The sequence below is a fragment of the Streptomyces deccanensis genome (assembly GCF_022385335.1).
Classification (GTDB): domain Bacteria; phylum Actinomycetota; class Actinomycetes; order Streptomycetales; family Streptomycetaceae; genus Streptomyces; species Streptomyces deccanensis.
Genome location: NZ_CP092431.1, coordinates 7,043,650 through 7,062,170, shown reverse-complemented (window position 1 = coordinate 7,062,170; position 18,521 = coordinate 7,043,650). Strand labels below are relative to the sequence as shown.

At 69.9% G+C, this 18,521-nt stretch carries 19 protein-coding genes; 7 read left to right on the top strand and 12 right to left on the bottom strand.

Annotation, left to right across the window (positions count from 1 at the left end; translation table 11 throughout):
- Positions 1-93: 93 nt before the first annotated feature.
- The 3 genes from pta to pyk all read left to right on the top strand — a co-directional run bounded on the left by pta (position 94) and on the right by pyk (position 4,994).
- Positions 94-2,187: a phosphate acetyltransferase gene (gene pta / locus L3078_RS31530; protein ID WP_239757337.1), complete on the top strand. Its 2,094-nt coding sequence runs from the start codon at positions 94-96 to the stop codon at positions 2,185-2,187.
- 29 nt (positions 2,188-2,216) lie between these two features.
- The gene (locus L3078_RS31525; protein WP_239757336.1) at positions 2,217-3,428 is read left to right on the top strand and encodes an acetate kinase; all 1,212 of its coding nucleotides are present in this window, start codon (positions 2,217-2,219) and stop codon (positions 3,426-3,428) included.
- A gap of 135 nt (positions 3,429-3,563) precedes the next feature.
- On the top strand, positions 3,564-4,994 hold the full coding sequence (gene pyk, locus L3078_RS31520) for a pyruvate kinase (protein ID WP_239757335.1): 1,431 nt from the start codon (positions 3,564-3,566) through the stop codon (positions 4,992-4,994).
- A gap of 127 nt (positions 4,995-5,121) precedes the next feature.
- Here pyk and L3078_RS31515 read toward each other — a convergent pair whose 3' ends face one another.
- The 4 genes from L3078_RS31515 to L3078_RS31500 all read right to left on the bottom strand — a co-directional run bounded on the left by L3078_RS31515 (position 5,122) and on the right by L3078_RS31500 (position 9,576).
- Positions 5,122-6,546: a hypothetical protein gene (locus L3078_RS31515; RefSeq protein ID WP_239757334.1), complete on the bottom strand. Its 1,425-nt coding sequence runs from the start codon at positions 6,544-6,546 to the stop codon at positions 5,122-5,124.
- Complete coding sequence (locus L3078_RS31510; protein WP_239757333.1) at positions 6,536-7,159, bottom strand: DUF6114 domain-containing protein; 624 nt, start codon at positions 7,157-7,159, stop codon at positions 6,536-6,538. The genes L3078_RS31515 and L3078_RS31510 overlap by 11 nt, the downstream gene beginning before the upstream one ends.
- A 166-nt stretch (positions 7,160-7,325) precedes the next feature.
- Positions 7,326-7,961: a DUF6230 family protein gene (locus L3078_RS31505; protein ID WP_239757332.1), complete on the bottom strand. Its 636-nt coding sequence runs from the start codon at positions 7,959-7,961 to the stop codon at positions 7,326-7,328.
- A gap of 637 nt (positions 7,962-8,598) precedes the next feature.
- Entirely contained in the window at positions 8,599-9,576 is a 978-nt protein-coding gene (locus L3078_RS31500; protein WP_239757331.1) for a tetratricopeptide repeat protein, read from the bottom strand.
- 188 nt (positions 9,577-9,764) lie between these two features.
- On the opposite strand from L3078_RS31500, the gene L3078_RS31495 reads away from it, so the two are divergent.
- Complete coding sequence (locus L3078_RS31495) at positions 9,765-10,388, top strand: TetR/AcrR family transcriptional regulator (RefSeq protein ID WP_239757330.1); 624 nt, start codon at positions 9,765-9,767, stop codon at positions 10,386-10,388.
- Between the two features lie 96 nt (positions 10,389-10,484).
- On the opposite strand, the gene L3078_RS31490 is transcribed toward L3078_RS31495, so the two are convergent.
- The 8 genes from L3078_RS31490 to L3078_RS31455 form a co-directional block, all read right to left on the bottom strand.
- Complete coding sequence (locus tag L3078_RS31490; protein ID WP_239757329.1) at positions 10,485-12,185, bottom strand: coenzyme B12-dependent isobutyryl-CoA mutase large subunit; 1,701 nt, start codon at positions 12,183-12,185, stop codon at positions 10,485-10,487.
- A 72-nt stretch (positions 12,186-12,257) separates the two neighbouring features.
- Positions 12,258-12,596: a DUF3817 domain-containing protein gene (locus tag L3078_RS31485; RefSeq protein ID WP_239757328.1), complete on the bottom strand. Its 339-nt coding sequence runs from the start codon at positions 12,594-12,596 to the stop codon at positions 12,258-12,260.
- A gap of 55 nt (positions 12,597-12,651) precedes the next feature.
- Positions 12,652-13,161 (bottom strand): MarR family winged helix-turn-helix transcriptional regulator, encoded by a 510-nt coding sequence (locus tag L3078_RS31480; protein WP_055713502.1) that lies wholly within the window; start codon positions 13,159-13,161, stop codon positions 12,652-12,654.
- Between the two features lie 136 nt (positions 13,162-13,297).
- On the bottom strand, positions 13,298-13,930 hold the full coding sequence (locus tag L3078_RS31475) for a TetR/AcrR family transcriptional regulator (protein ID WP_239757327.1): 633 nt from the start codon (positions 13,928-13,930) through the stop codon (positions 13,298-13,300).
- Positions 13,927-14,583, bottom strand: coding sequence for a DUF4166 domain-containing protein (locus tag L3078_RS31470; protein WP_239760536.1), 657 nt, complete (start codon positions 14,581-14,583; stop codon positions 13,927-13,929). The genes L3078_RS31475 and L3078_RS31470 overlap by 4 nt, the downstream gene beginning before the upstream one ends.
- 98 nt (positions 14,584-14,681) lie before the next feature.
- Entirely contained in the window at positions 14,682-15,437 is a 756-nt protein-coding gene (locus L3078_RS31465; RefSeq protein ID WP_239757326.1) for a hypothetical protein, read from the bottom strand.
- A gap of 166 nt (positions 15,438-15,603) precedes the next feature.
- Positions 15,604-15,897 carry an MTH1187 family thiamine-binding protein gene (locus tag L3078_RS31460; protein ID WP_239757325.1) on the bottom strand — a complete coding sequence of 98 codons (294 nt, stop codon included), beginning with the start codon at positions 15,895-15,897 and terminating at the stop codon, positions 15,604-15,606.
- Positions 15,894-16,238: a DUF3817 domain-containing protein gene (locus L3078_RS31455; protein ID WP_239757324.1), complete on the bottom strand. Its 345-nt coding sequence runs from the start codon at positions 16,236-16,238 to the stop codon at positions 15,894-15,896. Before L3078_RS31455 ends, L3078_RS31460 begins: the two co-directional genes overlap by 4 nt.
- A gap of 178 nt (positions 16,239-16,416) precedes the next feature.
- Here L3078_RS31455 and L3078_RS31450 point away from each other — a divergent pair, with 178 nt between their 5' ends.
- The 3 genes from L3078_RS31450 to L3078_RS31440 are packed head-to-tail and all read left to right on the top strand — an operon-like array spanning position 16,417 to position 18,501.
- The gene (locus tag L3078_RS31450) at positions 16,417-17,049 is read left to right on the top strand and encodes an AIM24 family protein (RefSeq protein ID WP_239760535.1); all 633 of its coding nucleotides are present in this window, start codon (positions 16,417-16,419) and stop codon (positions 17,047-17,049) included.
- A 1-nt stretch (position 17,050) separates the two neighbouring features.
- Positions 17,051-17,701 carry an AIM24 family protein gene (locus tag L3078_RS31445; RefSeq protein ID WP_033529327.1) on the top strand — a complete coding sequence of 217 codons (651 nt, stop codon included), beginning with the start codon at positions 17,051-17,053 and terminating at the stop codon, positions 17,699-17,701.
- A gap of 2 nt (positions 17,702-17,703) precedes the next feature.
- Positions 17,704-18,501: an AIM24 family protein gene (locus L3078_RS31440; protein ID WP_239760534.1), complete on the top strand. Its 798-nt coding sequence runs from the start codon at positions 17,704-17,706 to the stop codon at positions 18,499-18,501.
- The last annotated feature ends 20 nt before the right edge of the window (positions 18,502-18,521 follow it).

Sequence of the window (18,521 nt, the reverse complement as noted above, 5' to 3'; positions counted from 1 at the left end):
AAGAGGGTTTCCGTCCGCCGTGACGGTGATTCCGCCCCTCCCCTGCCGAATCAGTCGAACCACATGAAGTCGAACCAGAAACGGAGTGCACACGTGACGCGCAGCGTGTACGTGACCGGGATCGATCGCGGCGACGGCCGCCAGGTCGTGGAGCTGGGGGTGATGGAGCTCCTGACCCGCCAGGTCGACCGGGTGGGGGTGTTCCGGCCGCTGCTGCACCACGGACCGGACCGGCTGTTCGACCTGCTGCGCGCCCGCTACCGGCTCACCCAGGACCCGGCGACCGTGTACGGCATGGACTACCACGAGGCGTCCACCCTCCAGGCCGAGCACGGCACGGACGAGCTGGTCTCCGCGCTCGTCGACCGGTTCCACACGGTCGCCCGGGAGTACGACGTCGTCCTCGTCCTGGGGACCGACTTCGCCGACACCCAGTTCCCGGACGAGCTGTCGCTCAACGCCCGGCTCGCCAACGAGTTCGGCGCGTCCGTCATCCCGGTGGTCGGCGGGCGGAAGCAGACCGCCGAGTCGGTCGCCGCCGAGACGCACAACGCCTACCGCGCGTACGAGGGCCTCGGCTGTGACGTGCTCGCCATGGTCGTCAACCGGGTCGCGCCCGCCGACCGTACGGAGATAGCCGAACGGCTCGGCGACTCCCGGCTGCCGCTGCCCGTGCCCTGCTACGTCCTGCCCGACGAGCCCGCGCTCTCCGCGCCGACAGTCGCCCAGATCACCCACGCGCTCGGCGGCAAGGTCCTCCTCGGCGACGACTCGGGTCTCGCGCGCGACGCGCTGAACTTCGTCTTCGGCGGGGCCATGCTGCCGAACTTCCTCAACGCCCTGACGCCGGGCTGTCTGGTCGTCACCCCCGGCGACCGCGCGGACCTCGTCATCGGCTCCCTCGCCGCGCACAGCGCCGGCACCCCGCCGATCGCGGGCCTGCTGCTCACCCTCGACGAGCGGCCCAGCGACGAGATCCTCACCCTCGCGGCCCGGCTCGCCCCCGGCACTCCGGTCGTCGCCGTGGAGTCCGGCTCCTTCCTCACCGCCTCCGAACTGTTCTCCATGGAGGGCAAGTTGAGCGCGGTGACCCCGCGCAAGGCGGAGACCGCGCTCGGGCTGTTCGAGCGGCACGTCGACACCGCCGAGCTGCGGAGCCGGGTCTCGGCGCCGAGCAGCGACCGGGTCACGCCGATGATGTTCGAGCACACCCTCCTCGAACAGGCCCGCTCCGAGCGGCGCCGGGTCGTGCTCCCCGAGGGCACGGAGGAGCGCGTCCTGCACGCGGCCGAGGTGATCCTCCGCCGCAACGTCTGCGACCTCACCCTCCTCGGCCCCGTCGAGCAGATCCGCAAGAAGGCCGCCGACCTGGGCATCGACCTCGGCGACAGCATGCTGGTGGACCCGGCGACCTCCACGTGGCGGGACTCCTTCGCGGAGAAGTACGCCCAGTTCCGCGCCCACAAGAACGTCAGCATGGAGCTGGCGTACGACGTGGTGTCCGACGTGAACTACTTCGGCACCCTCATGGTCCAGGAGGGGCTGGCGGACGGGATGGTCTCGGGGTCGGTGCACTCCACCGCCGCCACCATCCGCCCCGCCTTCGAGATCATCAAGACCAAGCCGGACGCCGACATCGTCTCGTCCGTCTTCTTCATGTGCCTCGCCGACAAGGTGCTGGTGTACGGCGACTGCGCGGTCAACCCCGACCCGAACGCCGAGCAGCTCGCCGACATCGCGATCCAGTCCGCCGCCACCGCGCAGCGGTTCGGGGTGGAGCCGCGGATCGCGATGCTGTCGTACTCGACGGGGACGTCCGGGTCGGGCGCCGACGTCGACAAGGTGCGGGAGGCGACGGAGATCGTGCGCTCGCGGCGGCCCGATCTGCTGATCGAGGGCCCGATCCAGTACGACGCGGCGGTGGAGCCGAGTGTCGCGGCGACCAAGCTGCCGGACTCCGAAGTCGCGGGCCAGGCAACGGTGTTGATCTTCCCTGACCTCAACACCGGCAACAACACCTACAAGGCCGTGCAGCGGTCGGCGGGCGCGCTCGCGGTCGGGCCGGTCCTCCAGGGGCTGCGCAAGCCGGTCAACGACCTGTCCCGGGGCGCGCTGGTCCAGGACATCGTCACCACGGTCGCCATCACGGCGATCCAGGCCCAGACCCCCGCGACTCCGGCCCAGTGACCCTCACCGACGACAGAAAGCGCAGCCCCGTGACCGCCACCCGCGTCCTCGTCCTCAACTCCGGCTCCTCCTCGGTGAAGTACCAACTGCTCGACATGCGCGACAGCAGCCGTCTCGCCATGGGCCTGGTGGAGCGCATCGGTGAGGAGACCTCCCGGCTGAAGCACAGCCCGCTCGTCGCAGGGGGAGCCGCCCGCGAGCGCACCGAGCCGATCGCCGACCACGAGGCCGCCCTGAAGGCCGTCGCCGAGGAGCTGGCCGAGGACGGCCTCGGCCTCGACTCCCCCGAACTGGCCGCCATCGGGCACCGCGTGGTGCACGGCGGGCAGAGCTTCACCGAGCCCACCGTGATCGACAGCGCCGTGCTCGCGGAGATCGAGCGCCTGATCCCCGTGGCACCGCTGCACAACCCGGCCAACCTGACCGGGATCCGGACCGCCCAGGCGCTGCGCCCCGATCTGCCGCAGGTGGCGGTGTTCGACACGGCGTTCCACACCACCATGCCGGAGTCGGCCGCCCGCTACGCCATCGACGTCGAGACGGCCGACGCGCACCGCGTCCGCCGCTACGGCTTCCACGGCACCTCGCACGCGTACGTGTCCCGGGCGACGGCCGAACTGCTGGGCAAGGACCCGTCCGAGGTGAACGTCATCGTGCTGCACCTCGGCAACGGGGCGTCGGCCTCGGCGGTCGAGGGCGGCCGGTGCGTGGACACCTCCATGGGGCTGACGCCTTTGGAGGGGCTCGTGATGGGTACGCGGTCCGGAGACCTGGACCCGGCTGTCATCTTTCATTTGATGCGCGTTGGCGGAATGTCCACGGACGAGATCGACACTCTCCTCAACAAGAAGAGCGGTCTGATCGGGCTGTGCGGCGACAACGACATGCGGGAAATCCGCCGGCGAATCGACGAGGGCGACGAACGGGCGAAGCTGGCCTTCGACATCTACATTCACCGGTTGAAGAAGTACATCGGCGCTTACTACGCGGTGCTCGGCCGGGTGGACGCGGTCGCGTTCACCGCGGGTGTCGGCGAGAACGCGGCGCCGGTGCGGGAGGCCGCCGTGGCGGGCCTGGAGGGGCTGGGCCTGGCCGTGGACGGCGACCTCAACGCCGTACGGGGCGACGCGCCGCGGCTGATCTCGCCGGCCGGTACGCGGGTCGCGGTCGCGGTGGTCCCGACGGACGAGGAACTGGAGATCGCGGCACAGACGTACGCCCTGGTCGGAAAGAACATCTGAGCTTCGAAAAGAACAACTGAGCGCCACCGAGCAATACACGCCGGTAACACGACTGAGCGCATAGCCGCCCACATGAATTGCAGCATTCCGCCAGACGGAATATTCCGGAGCGAAACAAACCGATAGGATCGTCCCATGCGCCGTTCGAAAATCGTCTGTACTCTCGGCCCCGCGGTCGACTCCCACGAGCAACTGGTCGCCCTCATCGAGGCCGGCATGAACGTGGCCCGTTTCAATTTCAGCCACGGCAGTCACGCCGAGCACCAGGGCCGCTACGACCGGGTCCGGGCCGCCGCCGCCGAGACCGGTGTGGCCATCGGTGTGCTCGCCGACCTCCAGGGCCCGAAGATCCGTCTGGAGACCTTCGCCGAGGGTCCGGTGGAGCTGGTGCGCGGTGACGAGTTCACCATCACCGCCGAGGACGTGCCGGGCGACAAGCAGATCTGCGGTACGACGTACAAGGGGCTGCCCGGGGACGTCTCCCCCGGCGACCAGGTCCTCATCAACGACGGCAACGTCGAGCTGAAGGTCATCGAGGTCGACGGCCCGCGCGTGCGGACCGAGGTCGTCGAGGGCGGTGTCATCTCCGACCACAAGGGCATCAACCTGCCCGGCGCGGCCGTCAACGTGCCCGCGCTGTCCGAGAAGGACGTCGAGGACCTGCGGTTCGCGCTGCGGATGGGCTGCGACCTGGTGGCGCTGTCGTTCGTGCGGGACGCGAGCGACGTGCGGGACGTCCACAAGGTGATGGACGAGGTGGGCCGCCGGGTCCCCGTCATCGCCAAGGTGGAGAAGCCGCAGGCGGTGGAGAACATGGAGGACGTCGTGATGGCGTTCGACGGCGTGATGGTCGCCCGTGGCGACCTGGCCGTCGAGTACCCGCTCGAGAAGGTCCCCATGGTGCAGAAGCGGCTCATCGAGCTGTGCCGCCGCAACGCCAAGCCGGTGATCGTGGCGACCCAGATGATGGAGTCGATGATCACCAACTCCCGCCCCACGCGCGCCGAGGCCTCCGACGTGGCCAACGCGATCCTGGACGGCGCGGACGCGGTCATGCTGTCGGCGGAGTCCAGCGTGGGCGCGTACCCGCTGGAGACGGTCCGGACGATGTCGAAGATCGTCACGGCGGCCGAGGAGGAGCTGCTCTCCAAGGGCCTCCAGCCGCTGGTGCCGGGCAAGAAGCCGCGCACGCAGGGTGGTTCGATCGCCCGTGCCGCCTGCGAGATCGCCGACTTCCTCGGCGGCCGGGCCCTGGTGGCGTTCACGCAGTCGGGTGACACCGCCCGCCGGCTCTCGCGCTATCGCGCCTCGCAGCCGATCATCGCGTACACCACCGACGAGTCCACCCGTAACCAGCTGGCGCTCAGCTGGGGTGTCGAGTCGCACGTCGTGCCGTTCGTGAACAGCACCGACGAGATGGTCGACCTGGTCGACCACGAGATGGTCAAGCTCAACCGTTTCAACGAGGGTGACATCGCGGTCATCACCGCCGGCTCTCCCCCCGGTGTCCCGGGCACCACCAACATGGTCCGGGTCCACCACCTGGGCGGCGGCGCCCGCGACTGACGCGGCCGTCACCGTCGTACGACATCACTGAGGGCGCCTCCTGGGAACAGGGGGCGCCCTCAGTGCTGTGCGGCTCCCGGACGGGTCCTGGGGGCCCGGTTTCCCGGGCCACGAAGTGACCGGCTGCTCAGTCGGTCGTGAACTGGTGCATGCCGGGCACGGTGAGCGTTCCGCCGAACTGGCCCGCCTGGACGACCTTCACCTTGGTGAAGTAGATCAGCGGGATGTTCAGCGGCGGCGGGTGCTTGGGGTCGAAGGTCACCGGGATCAGACCGAGCAGGTTGCCGGAGATGCTCTCGGTGTACATGATCGTCTTGCCCTCGCGGATCGTGGACGTCGTGCCCTTGCCGGCCTGCACGTGGTAGGTCACGCCTGCCTGCTTGTCCTCGACCGTCTGGTGGAGGTCGCCGATGTCGGTGCCGTCGGAGATGACGTACTTCAGCACCTCCTTGACCGAGCCGTCGGCGGTCTTCACCTTGACGATGCCCTTGTAGTCGGCGCCCTTCAGCAGCAGCGAGCTGGCGTTCAGGTACCAGGGGTCGTTCGGCAGCGGCGGGATGCCCTTCTCGACGCCGCTCTCGTCGTCCGTGGCGACCGGGCAGCCCTCCGCGTCCGTGCTCTCGCTCGGCGAGGGGCTCGGCGTGGCGGTCGCGTCGTCCGTGGCGTCGTCGGTGGCGTCCTCGGCCTTCTTGTCGGCGTCGTCCGCGCTGTCCGTGACGTCCTTCGCCGCGTCCTCGACCTTGTCGGAGGCGTTGTCGGCGGTGTCCTGGGCGTCCTTGCCGGCGTCCGAGCCCGTGTCGTCCTTCTCGCCCTCGTCGGAGCCGGAGGCGTCGTCCGAGGGGGAGGGCGAGGGGGACGGGCTGGTGGACGTGGACGGAGTGGTGGTCTCCGTCTCCTTGTCGTCCGGCGTGAACAGGTCCTCGATCGCGGTGCCGATGTCCTCCAGCACGTTGCCGCCGCTGTCGGTCTCGGAGGTGTCGGCCGAGGGAGCCTCGCCGGAACCGGCCGTGTCGGTCGCGGACTTGTCGCTGTCGTCCGTCGACGACTCGTCCGAAGCGGAGCCGTCCTTGTCGTCGGAACCTGAATCCGACGACGCGGAGTCGTCCGTGGTCGTGTCGTCGGCGGCCGAGTCGCCGGAGGAGTTGCTGTCGTCGGCGGAGTCGTCGCCCGCGGACGTGTCGTCGCCCTCGTCCGTCGACGTGCCCTCGTCCGTGGAGTCGGTGCTCTCCTCGGCGGACGGCGTCGGCGTCGGGGTCGGCGTGGCGGAGGCGTCGGTGCCTTCCTCGGCGGCCTCCAGGGCCTCCACGCAGTCCTTGTACTCGTCGGCCGTCAGAGACAGCTTCGTCGGGTCGTCGGCGCGGGCGAGCGTCAGCGTGGGCGTGAAGCCCATGCCCATGAGGACCGCCGTCGGCATCGCCGCCAGGGCTATCGCCTTGCCCGCCGGCACGTTCAGCCGGGTGAGAAGGGGCTTCTTGGGCGCCGCGTGCCGCGGTCCGGATCTCGCACGGGACTCTCCCACCGAAGTCCCGTGGGTCACCTCGTCAGCCGGCACTGTGCCTCCCGTTCGTCCCGTTCGTGGGGGTGGTACCTGTCAGGTCGTCGCCCTCGCCGTTCGGCGCCCCGCTCACCGAACCCGCACCCGCGGGCTCCGGGGCGTCGCCCTTGTGCAGGGGGACCGCACCTTGCTGTGCCGTGTTCTCGGGGGCCGTGTCCTGCGGCACCGGCGTCCGCGACGGGGTCTTGTAGGTGGACGGCACCGCCGCCTCCTCGTGACCGGGGGCCCAGGCGATGGCCAGCGCACCGCCGATCAGGGAGAGCAGGAAGCCGACACCGAAGCCACCGAGGTTGGAGACCGGGATGGACACGAGCGCCAGGAGGATCGCCGCCGTACCGGCGAAGGTGCGTACGTGCCGCTGGAACCAGAGGCTGACCCCCAGCACCACCAGCAGCACGCCGATGATGAGGGAACCCGCGCCGCCCGTCGTCGACATGGCGAGCGTGAGGTGACCGATCTGGAGGTTCGCGTACGGCAGGTACATGATCGGGAAACCGCCGAGCAGGACCAACAGGCCCGCCCAGAAGGGACGAGAGCCCCTCCAGTCGCTAAAGCGCCGCCGAAAGGCGCGGAGATAGTCTTCGTTCTGCCCCGTTGACTCGGCGCTCATGGACAACAGCTCCCTGGAACGGTGTTGCTGTGAGAAGTTCACGTACGACACGTACGAAGCGGCCGTACGGAAATTCAGGTACGGAGGTCGCGTGCGCGGTGGAGCGCACGACGGGAGGGACGGGCGGGCGAAGAAGCGGACGCCCCCTCACCCGCCCAGGGAGTGCCTAGTAGCACTCCACGACGCCCTTGTGGAGGGACATCTTGAGGTTGCTCAGCTTGAAGGTTCCGGCAGTGGTCGCCCACGCCGTCTGCTTCACGTCGCTCAGCGAGGCCGAGTCGGCCTGCTGGGCGAACCCGTAGGGGTTGGCCTGCTCCTTGCCGCCCTTCATGCCCGGACCCTTGGTGGCGTCCTTGGCGGCCACACCGATGTCGATGCCACGGAAGGTGGCGTCACCCTCGAGTTCTTCGACGTCGATGTAGAGGTTCTCGGCCTCGACCTTCTTGCCACCGGTGCCGGCGGTCAGCTTGAGGCTGACGCTACCGAGAATCGGGACACCGGGGGTGACGACCGACTGGCACATGTTGGTGATGGTCGCGGACTTGAACGCCGAAACGGCGACGGGGTGAACCGTCTTCTCGCCCTTGAGGGTGTAACCCTCGTCGAGCGCTCCGTACTGCGAGAAGCCCGTGCCGTCGAGCTGGCCCGCCGTCACCTTGAACGACTGACCCGACACACTGAACGACGCGGCGAGAGCACCCTGCGCGAGGGCGACACCTATCGCTGCCGTGGCGGCGACGCTGGGCACCATGACCACAGCGAACCGCTTCCATCTGGTCCCGCCACGCACCTGGGACTCCATATTTCCTCCTTCTCGGACGTACATCTCCTGACACCGGCTCGCCCCTTGGCGGCGGCTCGGCCGGACAGGGATGGGAGAAGTGCTACGTCCTCGGGAAGGAGAGCGCCCGCGCTCGGTGGCGCGAAAAGCGCCCGAATCACCGGCGATCACCCCCGAGCGACAACCACTGGTCGCGCCTGACACGCATCACGCACAACCTGCTGGACAGGCTCCGCGGTTGGCGGAGACCCCCCTGCCCAAGAGCCGGCGCCACTGTCGCCCGCTCTACTCGGTGGGGACCCAGAAAACCCGATGACCCGACTGGCTGGCGGGGTAGGGGACAGGACCGAGCGTCGCCGATCGTGGTGCATTCTCGCCGCCCCCGCAAGGGGGGTCGTTACTGGCTAGTAACGGACGGATAACCGAACAACGACCCATCGGCATCGGCCAGCGACCCTGGGTGGCGCCCAGTGAGGCGACACATGGGGGAACAGTCGGACAGAGTCCGACAGAACGACGACTTTCTCTTACTGCCAGTAACAGCGGCCGCGATTACCAAGATTTGGTAAAACGCGGCCGCGGTGTCGCTGTGTCGCCAAATCTCTCACTCGCGCACCACCCGTCCCGGCACTCCGGGACGGGTGCGCTCACGAACCCGTCAGAACAGGGCCCGCGCCAGCGAACGACGCGCCGCGGCCACCCGCGGGTCGTCGCCGCCGACCACCTCGAAGAGCTCCAGCAGCCGCAGCCGTACGGCGTCCCGGTCGTCACCGGCCGTGCGCCGCACCGTGTCGATGAGTCGCCCGAACGCGTCCTCCACATGTCCGCCGACGAGGTCGAGGTCCGCCGCCGCGATCTGCGCCTGCGCGTCGCCCGGGTTCTCGGCGGCCGCCTTGCGCACGTCCTGCGGGTCGACGCCCTGCACCCGCTGGAGCAACTCGGCCTGGGCGAGGCCCAGTTTGGCCTCGGTGTTGCCCGGGTCGTCGCTCAGCACGTTCTTGTAGGCCTGCACCGCGCCGCCGAAGTCGCCCGCGTCCAGGGCCCGTACGGCGGCTTCGAGCAGGTGGTCGTAGGGGCCGGCCGGGATCTGCGGGGCCGCCTCGACGGGGGCGCCGGGTGCGGCGTCCGGGTCCACCACCAGGCCGGTGAGCCCGAAGCGCTCCTCGGCGACCTGGACGAGCTGGTCGAGGGTCGCGCGGATCTGCTGCTCGGGGGCGGCGCCCTGGAAGAGGGGCAGGGCCTGACCGGCGACGACGGCGAACACGGCCGGGATCCCCTGGATCCCGAACTGCTGCATCAACATCTGGTTGGCGTCGACATCGATCTTCGCGAGGACGAACTTGCCGTTGTACTCGACGGCGAGGCGCTCCAGCACCGGGCTGAGCTGCTTGCAGGGCTGGCACCACTCGGCCCAGAAGTCGATGACGACGGGGACTTCGGTGGACCGCTGCAGGACCTCACTCTCGAACCCGGCCTCATCGACGTCGATGACCAGGTCGGCCGGGGAGACCGCCCCTCCGCCGCCCTGCCGGGCCGCTTCGGCGCGCGCCTGCTCCGCCTTCGCCTTGGCCTCCTGGGCCGCCTTCACCGCGGCGAGGTCGACGACTCCGCTCATGGACATGTTCCGTGGCTGCATGAGTACATCCTCCCCCTTCCGAGCACGCAGGTGAAAAGCGTCCCGAGGCCGGCGTCCGCCCCGGCTTACGCTACGACTCGTAGCGTAACGGCCCCGGCGACTCTCCTGCACCCCTCATTACCCACTCCGCAGTGATCTGCCTCACGACGGCGGGGAGTACTTCGACAACGGCCGGATATGGTCGGCGGATGCAGAGCCGCAGCCCCGCCGCCCGCGCCACGGGCGGCCGTCCGCGCAGCGCCGCCGCGGACGCCGCGATCCTGGCCGCGACCCGTGCGGCGCTGGTCGAGCTGGGCTGGTCGAAGCTGACCCTGGGCGACGTGGCCGGCCGGGCCGGTGTCGCGAAGACGACCCTGTACCGCCGCTGGGCGGGCAAGAACGAACTCGTCGTGGACGCGGTGGCGGAACTCTTCGACGAGCTCCGCCTCCCGGACCGGGGCAGCCTGGCGGCCGACATCGAGGGCGTGGTGCTCCAGTTCGCGGCGATCCTGGCCCGCCCGGAGGCCAAGAGCGGCCTCATGGCCGTCGTCGCCGAGTCGACCCACGACGACGCCCTGCGCGAACGCATCCGCGACTCCATCGTCGACCGCCAGAAACGCCTGGTCCTGGAGGGCCGCGCCCGCGCCCAGGCCCGCGGCGAACTCCCCCCGGAACCCGACCCCACCACGGCGACCCGCACCGTCGACCTCATCTTCGACGTGGTCGCGGGCGCGGTGGTCCACCGCACCCTGGTCAGCGCGGAACCGGCGGACGAAACCTGGGCCAAGGCCTTCACGACCCTCTTGCTGCACGGCCTGAGGGGCGTTTCATGAACCGCGCCCCGTAAGGGACGCGGGGAACCGCGCGAGAAGCCCCCGCCCACCCGCACTCGACGACGGCCTCCCCCGCCCCGCCGGAGGCAACCGCGCCTAGAACCCCGCCGGCTCCGTATACACCCCCCACTCCTCCCGCAGCACCCCGCAGATCTCCCCGAGCGTCGCCTCGGCCCGCACCGCGTCGAGCATCGGCCCGATCATGTTGGCCCCACCCCGCGCCGCCGCGAGCATCGCGTCGAGCGCGGTCCGCACCGCCGCGTCGTCCCGCGCCCCCTTCCGCCCCGCGAGCACCCGCACCTGCTCCCGCTCCACCTCGTGGCTGACCCGCAGGATCTCCAGGTCCCCGGTCACCGACCCATGGTGGACGTTGACCCCGACGACTCGCTTCTCCCCCTTCTCCAGGGCCTGTTGGTACCGGAAGGCGGACTCCGCGATCTCCCCGGTGAACCACCCGTCCTCGATCCCCCGCAGGATCCCGGACGTGATCGGCCCGATCGGATGCACCCCGTCCGGATGCGCCCGCAGCCCCCGCTCCTTGATCTGGTCGAAGATCTTCTCGGCGTCGGCCTCGATACGGTCCGTCAGCTGCTCGACGTACCACGAACCGCCCAGCGGATCGGCGACGTTGGCGACCCCGGTCTCCTCCATCAGCACCTGCTGCGTCCGCAGCGCGATCTCCGCCGCCTGCTCGGACGGCAGCGCCAGCGTCTCGTCCAACGCGTTGGTGTGCAGCGAGTTGGTCCCGCCGAGCACCGCCGACAGCGCCTCCACCGCCGTACGCACCACGTTGTTGTACGGCTGCTGCGCGGTCAGCGAGACCCCGGCGGTCTGGGTGTGGAACCGCAGCCACTGGGCCTTCTCCGTCCGCGCCCCGTACACGTCGCGCATCCACCGCGCCCAGATCCGGCGCGCCGCGCGGAACTTGGCGATCTCCTCGAAGAAGTCGACGTGCGCGTCGAAGAAGAAGGACAGCCCGGGCGCGAACACGTCGACGTCCAGCCCCCGGCTGAGCCCCAGCTCCACGTACCCGAACCCGTCCGCGAGCGTGTACGCCAGCTCCTGCGCGGCCGTGGCCCCGGCCTCACGGATGTGGTAGCCGGAGACGGACAGCGGCTTGTACGCCGGGATCTCGGCGGCGCAGTGCTCCATCAGGTCCCCGATGAGCCGCAGATGCGGCTCGGGCTGGAAGAGCCACTCCTTCTGCGCGATGTACTCCTTGAAGATGTCGGTCTGGAGCGTGCCGTTGAGCACCCCCGGGTCGACGCCCTGCCGCTCGGCGGCGACGAGGTACATACAGAAGACGGGGACGGCGGGCCCGCTGATCGTCATGGACGTGGTGACGTCGCCCAGCGGGATGTCCTGGAACAACACCTCCATGTCGGCGGCGGAGTCGATCGCGACCCCGCAGTGCCCCACCTCACCGAGCGAGCGCGGGTCGTCGGAGTCCCGCCCCATCAGGGTCGGCATGTCGAACGCGACGGACAGTCCTCCGCCCCCGTTGGCGAGGATCGTCTTGTAGCGCTCGTTCGTCTGCTCGGCGTTCCCGAAGCCCGCGAACTGGCGGATCGTCCATGTCCGCCCCCGGTAGCCGGTCGGATACAGCCCGCGGGTGAAGGGGTACTCCCCCGGCCAGCCGATCCGCTCGAAGCCCTCGTACACGTCGCCCGGCCGGGGCCCGTACACGGGCTCCACCGGATCCCCGGAGAGCGTCGTGAAGTCGGCCTCCCGCTTCCGCGCGGAGTCGTAACGGTCCTGCCAGCGGCGGCGGCCCTCTTCGATGGCGTCAGCGTCCATACCACCAATTTACTAGGACGTCCTAGTAAATGTCGACGACAGACCGCCGTAGGCGTCCGCACGGCGGTGAAATTACGCCTTGGCGGTCGCGACCGAGCTGTCCTCGATCTTCGCTTCCAGCTCGCGGCTGACCTTGCGCTCCACGAAGAAGGCGGCCGTCGGGATCGTGCCCGCCAGCAGCACCCAGATCTGCTTCTTGACCGGCCACTTCGCCTTGGAGCCGAGATCGAAGGCGAAGACCAGGTACAGGACGTACAGCCAGCCGTGCGCGAGGCTGACGACGTACGTGAAGTCCGCGGCCCCGTCCAGTTCGAGCACGTACTTGCCGATCATGCCCAGGGTCAGCAGTACCAGCAGCACACCGGTGACATAGGCCAGGACGCGGTAGCGGGTCAGCACGCTCTTTTTCATAGCACGAGCGTAGCCACAGGTCGGGCACGATCTTCGAGCACCCCCGGCCGCCGGCTCAGCTCTCCTCGAAGTCCCCCGCCGCCACCCGCAGCGGCCTGAGCATCGCGAAGATCTCCGCGCACTCCTCGGCGTCGTAGGCGCCGAGGCCGAAGTCCATGGCCATGAGGTCACGGGTGGCGGCGTCGCAGACCTCGCGGCCCTTGTCGGTGATGGAGGCGAGGGTGCCGCGGCCGTCGTTGGGGTTGGGGCGCTTGTCGACCAGACCGGACTTCACCAGACGGTCGACGGTGTTCGTCACGGAGGTGGGGTGCACCATGAGCCGCTCACCGATCTTGGACATCGGCAGCTCGCCCTTCTGCGAGAAGGTGAGCAGCACGAGGGCCTCGTAGCGCGCGAACGTCAGCCCGTACGGTTTGACCACCGCGTCGACCTCCGCCAGCAGGATCTGCTGGGCACGCATGATCGACGTGATCGCGGCCATGGACGGCACGTTCCCCCAGCGCTGCTTCCAGTGCTCGTCGGCGCGCGAGATGGGATCGAAGGAGAGGCTGAGCGGCTTCGGCACGCCCCAGACCTTACCGGCCGGTCACATGCCGGTCAGCCCCGTCTCGCCTTTCGGTCGCCGTCCACCACCACAGGGGCGCGGGGAACTGCGCGAACGGGGTTCGGGGCGGAGCCCCGCCCCGCACCCGAACCCGACCTCACCGCCCCGCCGCCTTCCGCAACTGATGCCGCACCGCCCGCTGTGCCACAGCCCCGAGCCCGTCCAACGCGGCGACAAGCCCCGCCAACTGCTCCAGCGCCCCGAGCGCCTCCCCCGCCCCCTCCGGATCCACCCCCTCGTACAGCTCCAGCCCCACGAACGAAGCCGCCACGGCCCGAGCCAGCCCCCCCGCGTCGACGAACTCCCCGAGCGGCGAGCCCGCGAGGACCCGCCGCAACACCCCCTCCACCTCCGCGATCCACAGGTCCAGCCCCGCCGCCGTCGCCGGCGCCAGCCGCGCCTGGGTCTGCGCCCCCGCCAGCAACTGGCCCAGCACGGCCACATGCCCCGCCGCCCGCTCCTCCACATGCATCTCCCGCCCGAAGGCCAGCAGTTCGGAGAGCGACCCGATCGCCGCCATCCGCTCCCGATGGCGGGCGACCCGCTGCTCCGCCCCGTACCGGCAGGCGGCCGCGAGGAGTTCGTCCACGGACCCGAAGTGGTAGAAGACGAGCGCCTGGTTCACCCCGGCGGTCGCGGCGATCGAACGGGCGGACGTCTTGGCGATCCCCTGCTCGACGAGCGTCCGCAGCGCGCCCTCCAGCAGCTTCGTCCGGGTCTCCGCGCTCACGCCCGCGCCTCCTCACGGACCGGCCGCAGCCCGGGCCGCACCCCGCACACCCGGACGTCCTGGTAGGTCGCGGTGAAGGAGCCCTCGTAACCGAAGAGCGGCCCGACGTACCGGTTCACCACCCGCACCTGGATCCGGAAACGCCCGGTCCGCTCGTCGAACCGCTCCCGCACCTCCGCGTCACCGCCGATGAGCCCGGGGACACGGACGTCGACCGGCCCCTCACGGAAGCGGTGCTCGCCGGAGCGGATCAGCAGCGACCCGTCGGGCTCCGCACGGAAGTGCAGGTCGCTGGCGAGGTGCTGGTGGGTGCCGAGGTAGTCGAGGACGCGGTCGCCCTTGGGGCTCAGCACCATCTGGGCGTCGAACCGGCGGGACCGGCCGGGCAGGTCGAAGGTACGCACGAACGTCACCGTCTCACGGCCGAAACCGTCGGCGTACGGCACGTTCTCGATGGTGAAGGGGACATCGCGCCCCTCACGCGGGACGAGGATGTTCCGGGTGCCCCCGAGCGCGAGGAACGGTTTCACCAGGCCCCGCCCGTGCCAGACGCGGTCCATCACACCCCGGCCCGTGCACGCCTGCCCACTCGCCAGTCCGACCGAGAAGCGCCGGCGCAGCTCGGGATGGAGCCGGTCGAAGTCCGCGCCCATGACCGTACGGAAGATCGAGGCCGGGGAGGGCGGCGCGGGAGAGGGGGACGGCGCGGAAGGGGACGGGCCGGGCCCCGGAGTCGTGGCATCCATGCCGGTCATCCCTTCAGGGTCGCGAGCAGCCGGGGCGCACGCGCGCGTGCGGGCGCGGTCCGCAGGCAGCGGCGGGCGGACGGGGTGCCGGGCAGGGGCGGTACGAGCAGGGCGGCCAGGACCGCCGACACGGCCAGGACCGGCGTCGCGAACAGCGCGAGCGGCGCGAGCTGCGCCGGCACGCCCGCCGGGTCCGCGAGCGCCCCGCACACGAGCCCGGCGCAGGCGGCCACGATCGTCAGCCCGCGCACGCCCGCCTCGGCGAGCCAGCGCCGCAGGGCCCGTTCGGGAGTGATGTCCCGCTCCAACCACAGGCGGAGGCGGTCGAAGGACCAGGCGGTGGCCCAGCCCATGAGCGGGCGGAACAGCGCCCGGTCGGCGAGGGTGCCCGGGCGGCCCCAGCGGGGGCGGTAGTCGTAGCCGGTGAGGAAGCGGACGCCCTCGCCGTCCGGGACGTAGCGCCAGTAGCCGCTGCCCTCGGCGATCAGGGAGAGCGGGTGCGGCGAGGCGAACCGCAGCGCCGAGGTGCGGGTGCCGTCCGGGCGCTCCTTCTCCCCTGCCGAGACGCCGGTCCCGGCGACCGTCAGGCCCGGGAGCACGCGGGTGGCGTACCGGAAGCGCTGCGGCTCGCCCTCCGCGTGCGGGAGGTAGTCGATCTCGGTGAAGCGCAGGTCCCAGCGCTGATGGAGGGCGGGGTCCTGGGTGCGGGCCCACACCTCCTCCAGATCCGCCCGTACGCGTGTCTCGATGTAGAGCCCCATCCTCGTTCCCCCAGGTCATGCGGTCCGTCAGCAATTTTTGAGCGACTGCTCAATGCGCTGGGCACGACCGTACTCCGATTTGAGCGATCGCTCAAACAGCTCGGCATGAGAAAACCCCGGCCCACAAAGGACCGGGGTTCTCCGTCGTCGACCGTACGACCGACGACTACTCGGACAGGTGACGCTCCACCGTCTCCACCTTGGACGTGAGACCGTCCGTGACGCCGGGGCGGATGTCGGCCTTGAGGACGAGGGAGACACGGGGCGCGCGCTCCTCGACGGCGGCGACGGCGCGGCGTACGACCTCCATGACCTCGGCCCACTCCCCCTCGATCGAGGTGAACATGGCGTCGGTCCGGTTCGGCAGCCCCGATTCACGGACGACCCGTACGGCGTCGGCGACGTACTCCCCCACGTCCTCGCCGACGCCGAGGGGGGTCACGGAGAAGGCGACGATCACGCGTTCACGACCCCTTCCTTGCGGGCGCGGCCGGCGATGACCGCGTCCTCGGCCTCGCGGCGCAGCTTGCGCTCGGCGAAGAAGCCGCCGGCGGGCAGGACGGCCAGGGCGAAGTAGAGCGCGGCGGTCTTCAGCGACCACTTCGTACGGTTCCAGGCGTCGGCCCAGAAGATCAGGTACAGGATGAAGAGGATGGCGTGGACCCAGCCCATGACGGGCACCGCGTTGAACTCCGTGGTCCGCTTCAGCACCGAGCAGACGAGCAGCAGCAGGAAGGAGACGGCCTCGGGGGCGGAGACGAGGCGCAGGCGGCGGAGGGCGGAGACGGTCTTTATGTCCACGGGTCACCTTCGGTGGGGTCTGTTTTTCGGTGGGGTCTGTTTGTGAACAGATGCACAAGCGCGGTCCCATTCTGACATCCGTCGCTCCCGGGACGTCCCCTAGGGTCCCTTCGGGTCGAGATCCCCCTCTGGGCCCTGTCCTGTCCGGCCATCGGCCGGTTAACGTCACCCCGTGGCAATGTTCCGACTTCAAGGCAGCAAAGTGCTGGCCGTCGACATGACCGGGGACGCCGTGAAGGCGAAGAACGGCTCGATGGTCGCCTACGACGGTCAGATGTCGTTCAAGAAACTGAGCGGCGGTGGTGAGGGCCTGCGGGGGATGGTGACGCGGCGGCTCACGGGTGAGCAGATGACGTTGATGGAGGTGACCGGGCAAGGGACCTGCTGGTTCGCGGACCGGGCCTCCGAGATCAACCTCGTGAATCTTCAGGGGGACAAGCTGTTCGTGGAGTCGAGCAATCTGCTCGCGACGGACTCCGGGCTGCGGACGGGCACGAGCTTCACGGGGCTGCGCGGCGCCTCGCAGGGCAACGGCCTGTTCACCACGACGATCGAGGGCCACGGTCAGGCGGCGATCATGTCCGACGGTCCGGCGGTGGTGCTGCGGGTGAGCCACCAGTACCCGCTGACGGTGGACCCGGGGGCGTACATCGCGCACCAGGGCAACCTCCAGCAGTCCTTCCAGTCCGGTGTGACGTTCCGCACGTTCATGGGCGAGGGCGGCGGCGAGGCCTTCCAGATCCGCTTCGAGGGCGACGGACTGGTCTACGTCCAGCCCAGCGAGCGCAACACGGTGGCGGGGGATGTCTGACATGGCCTTCCGTGAGATCAACTCGAAGATGATCGAGGCGACGGTGATGCCGGGCCAGCGGCTGTTCAGCCAGCGCGGCGCGATGCTCGCCTACAAGGGCGAGGTGTCGTTCACCCCCAACATGCAGGGCGGTCAGGGCGGTATCGCCTCGATGATCGGCCGTCGGGTGGCGGGCGAGGCGACGCCGCTGATGACCGTCGAGGGCAGCGGCACCGTCCTGTTCGGGCACGGCGGTCACCACATCCAGGTGATCAACCTGACCGGCGAGACGCTCTACGTCGAGGCCGACCGGCTGCTGGCCTTCGACGGCACCCTCCAGCAGGGCACGATGTTCATGGGCTCGCAGGGCGGCGTCATGGGCATGGTCCGGGGCCAGGTGACGGGCCAGGGCCTGTTCACCACCACCCTCAAGGGCCACGGCGCCGTCGCCGTCATGGCGCACGGCGGAGTGATCGAGGTCCCGATCACCCCCCAGCGCCCGGTCCATGTCGACCCGCAGGCGTACGTGGCGCACCACGGCGACGTACGCAACAAGCTCTCCACCGCGCTCGGCTGGCGCGACATGGTGGGCCGGGGCTCCGGCGAGGCGTTCCAGCTGGAGCTGAGCGGCAGTGGTGCGGTGTACGTCCAGGCCTCGGAGGAGAAGCTGTGAGCATGTACGGGGCCCCGGTCGCCGGTCCGACCGTCCACGACCCGATGACGCTGCCGTCCGACGACAACGTCAACAACTACACCTTCTGCGTGGAGCTCAAGGGGAGCCAGTGGTTCCTGCAGAAGGGCAAGATGATCGCCTACTACGGGCAGATGGAGTTCAACGGCATCGGGCACGGCGGACTCGACCGTCTCGTCCGCTCCTCGTTCCATTCGCCTCTGCACGCGAGCGACTGGGTGGTGGCCCAGGGCTCGGGCAAGATGCTCCTCGCCGACCGGGCCTTCGACGTCAATTCGTATGACTTGGAGGACGGCAACCTCACCATTCGCTCGGGCAACCTCCTCGCTTTTCAGCCAAGTCTCGCGCTGAAGCAGTCGATCGTCCCGGGCTTCCTGACCCTCATCGGCACGGGCAAGTTCGTGGCGGCCTCCAACGGCCCGGTGGTGTTCATGGAGCCCCCCATCCGGGTCGACCCGCAGGCCCTGGTCGGGTGGGCCGACTGCCCCTCGCCGTGCCACCACTACGACCACGGCTACATGACCGGTCTCATGGGCGGTCTACGTGCGATGACGGGGCTCGGCGGGGCCTCCGGCGAGGAGCACCAGTTCGAGTTCGTCGGGGCGGGCACGGTGCTGCTCCAGTCCTCCGAGACGCTGATGGCCGAGCAGGCCACGGGGATGGTCCCGCACGAGCCGGGCGTACCCGGCGGCGGTGGGGTACCCGGGCATCACGGACAGCCGGCGGGGGCACCGCGCCTTCCCGGACAGCTGGGGGACCTCCAGCGTCGCTTCGGGCTGTGAGCGGTAGTCTGCGGAGTGTG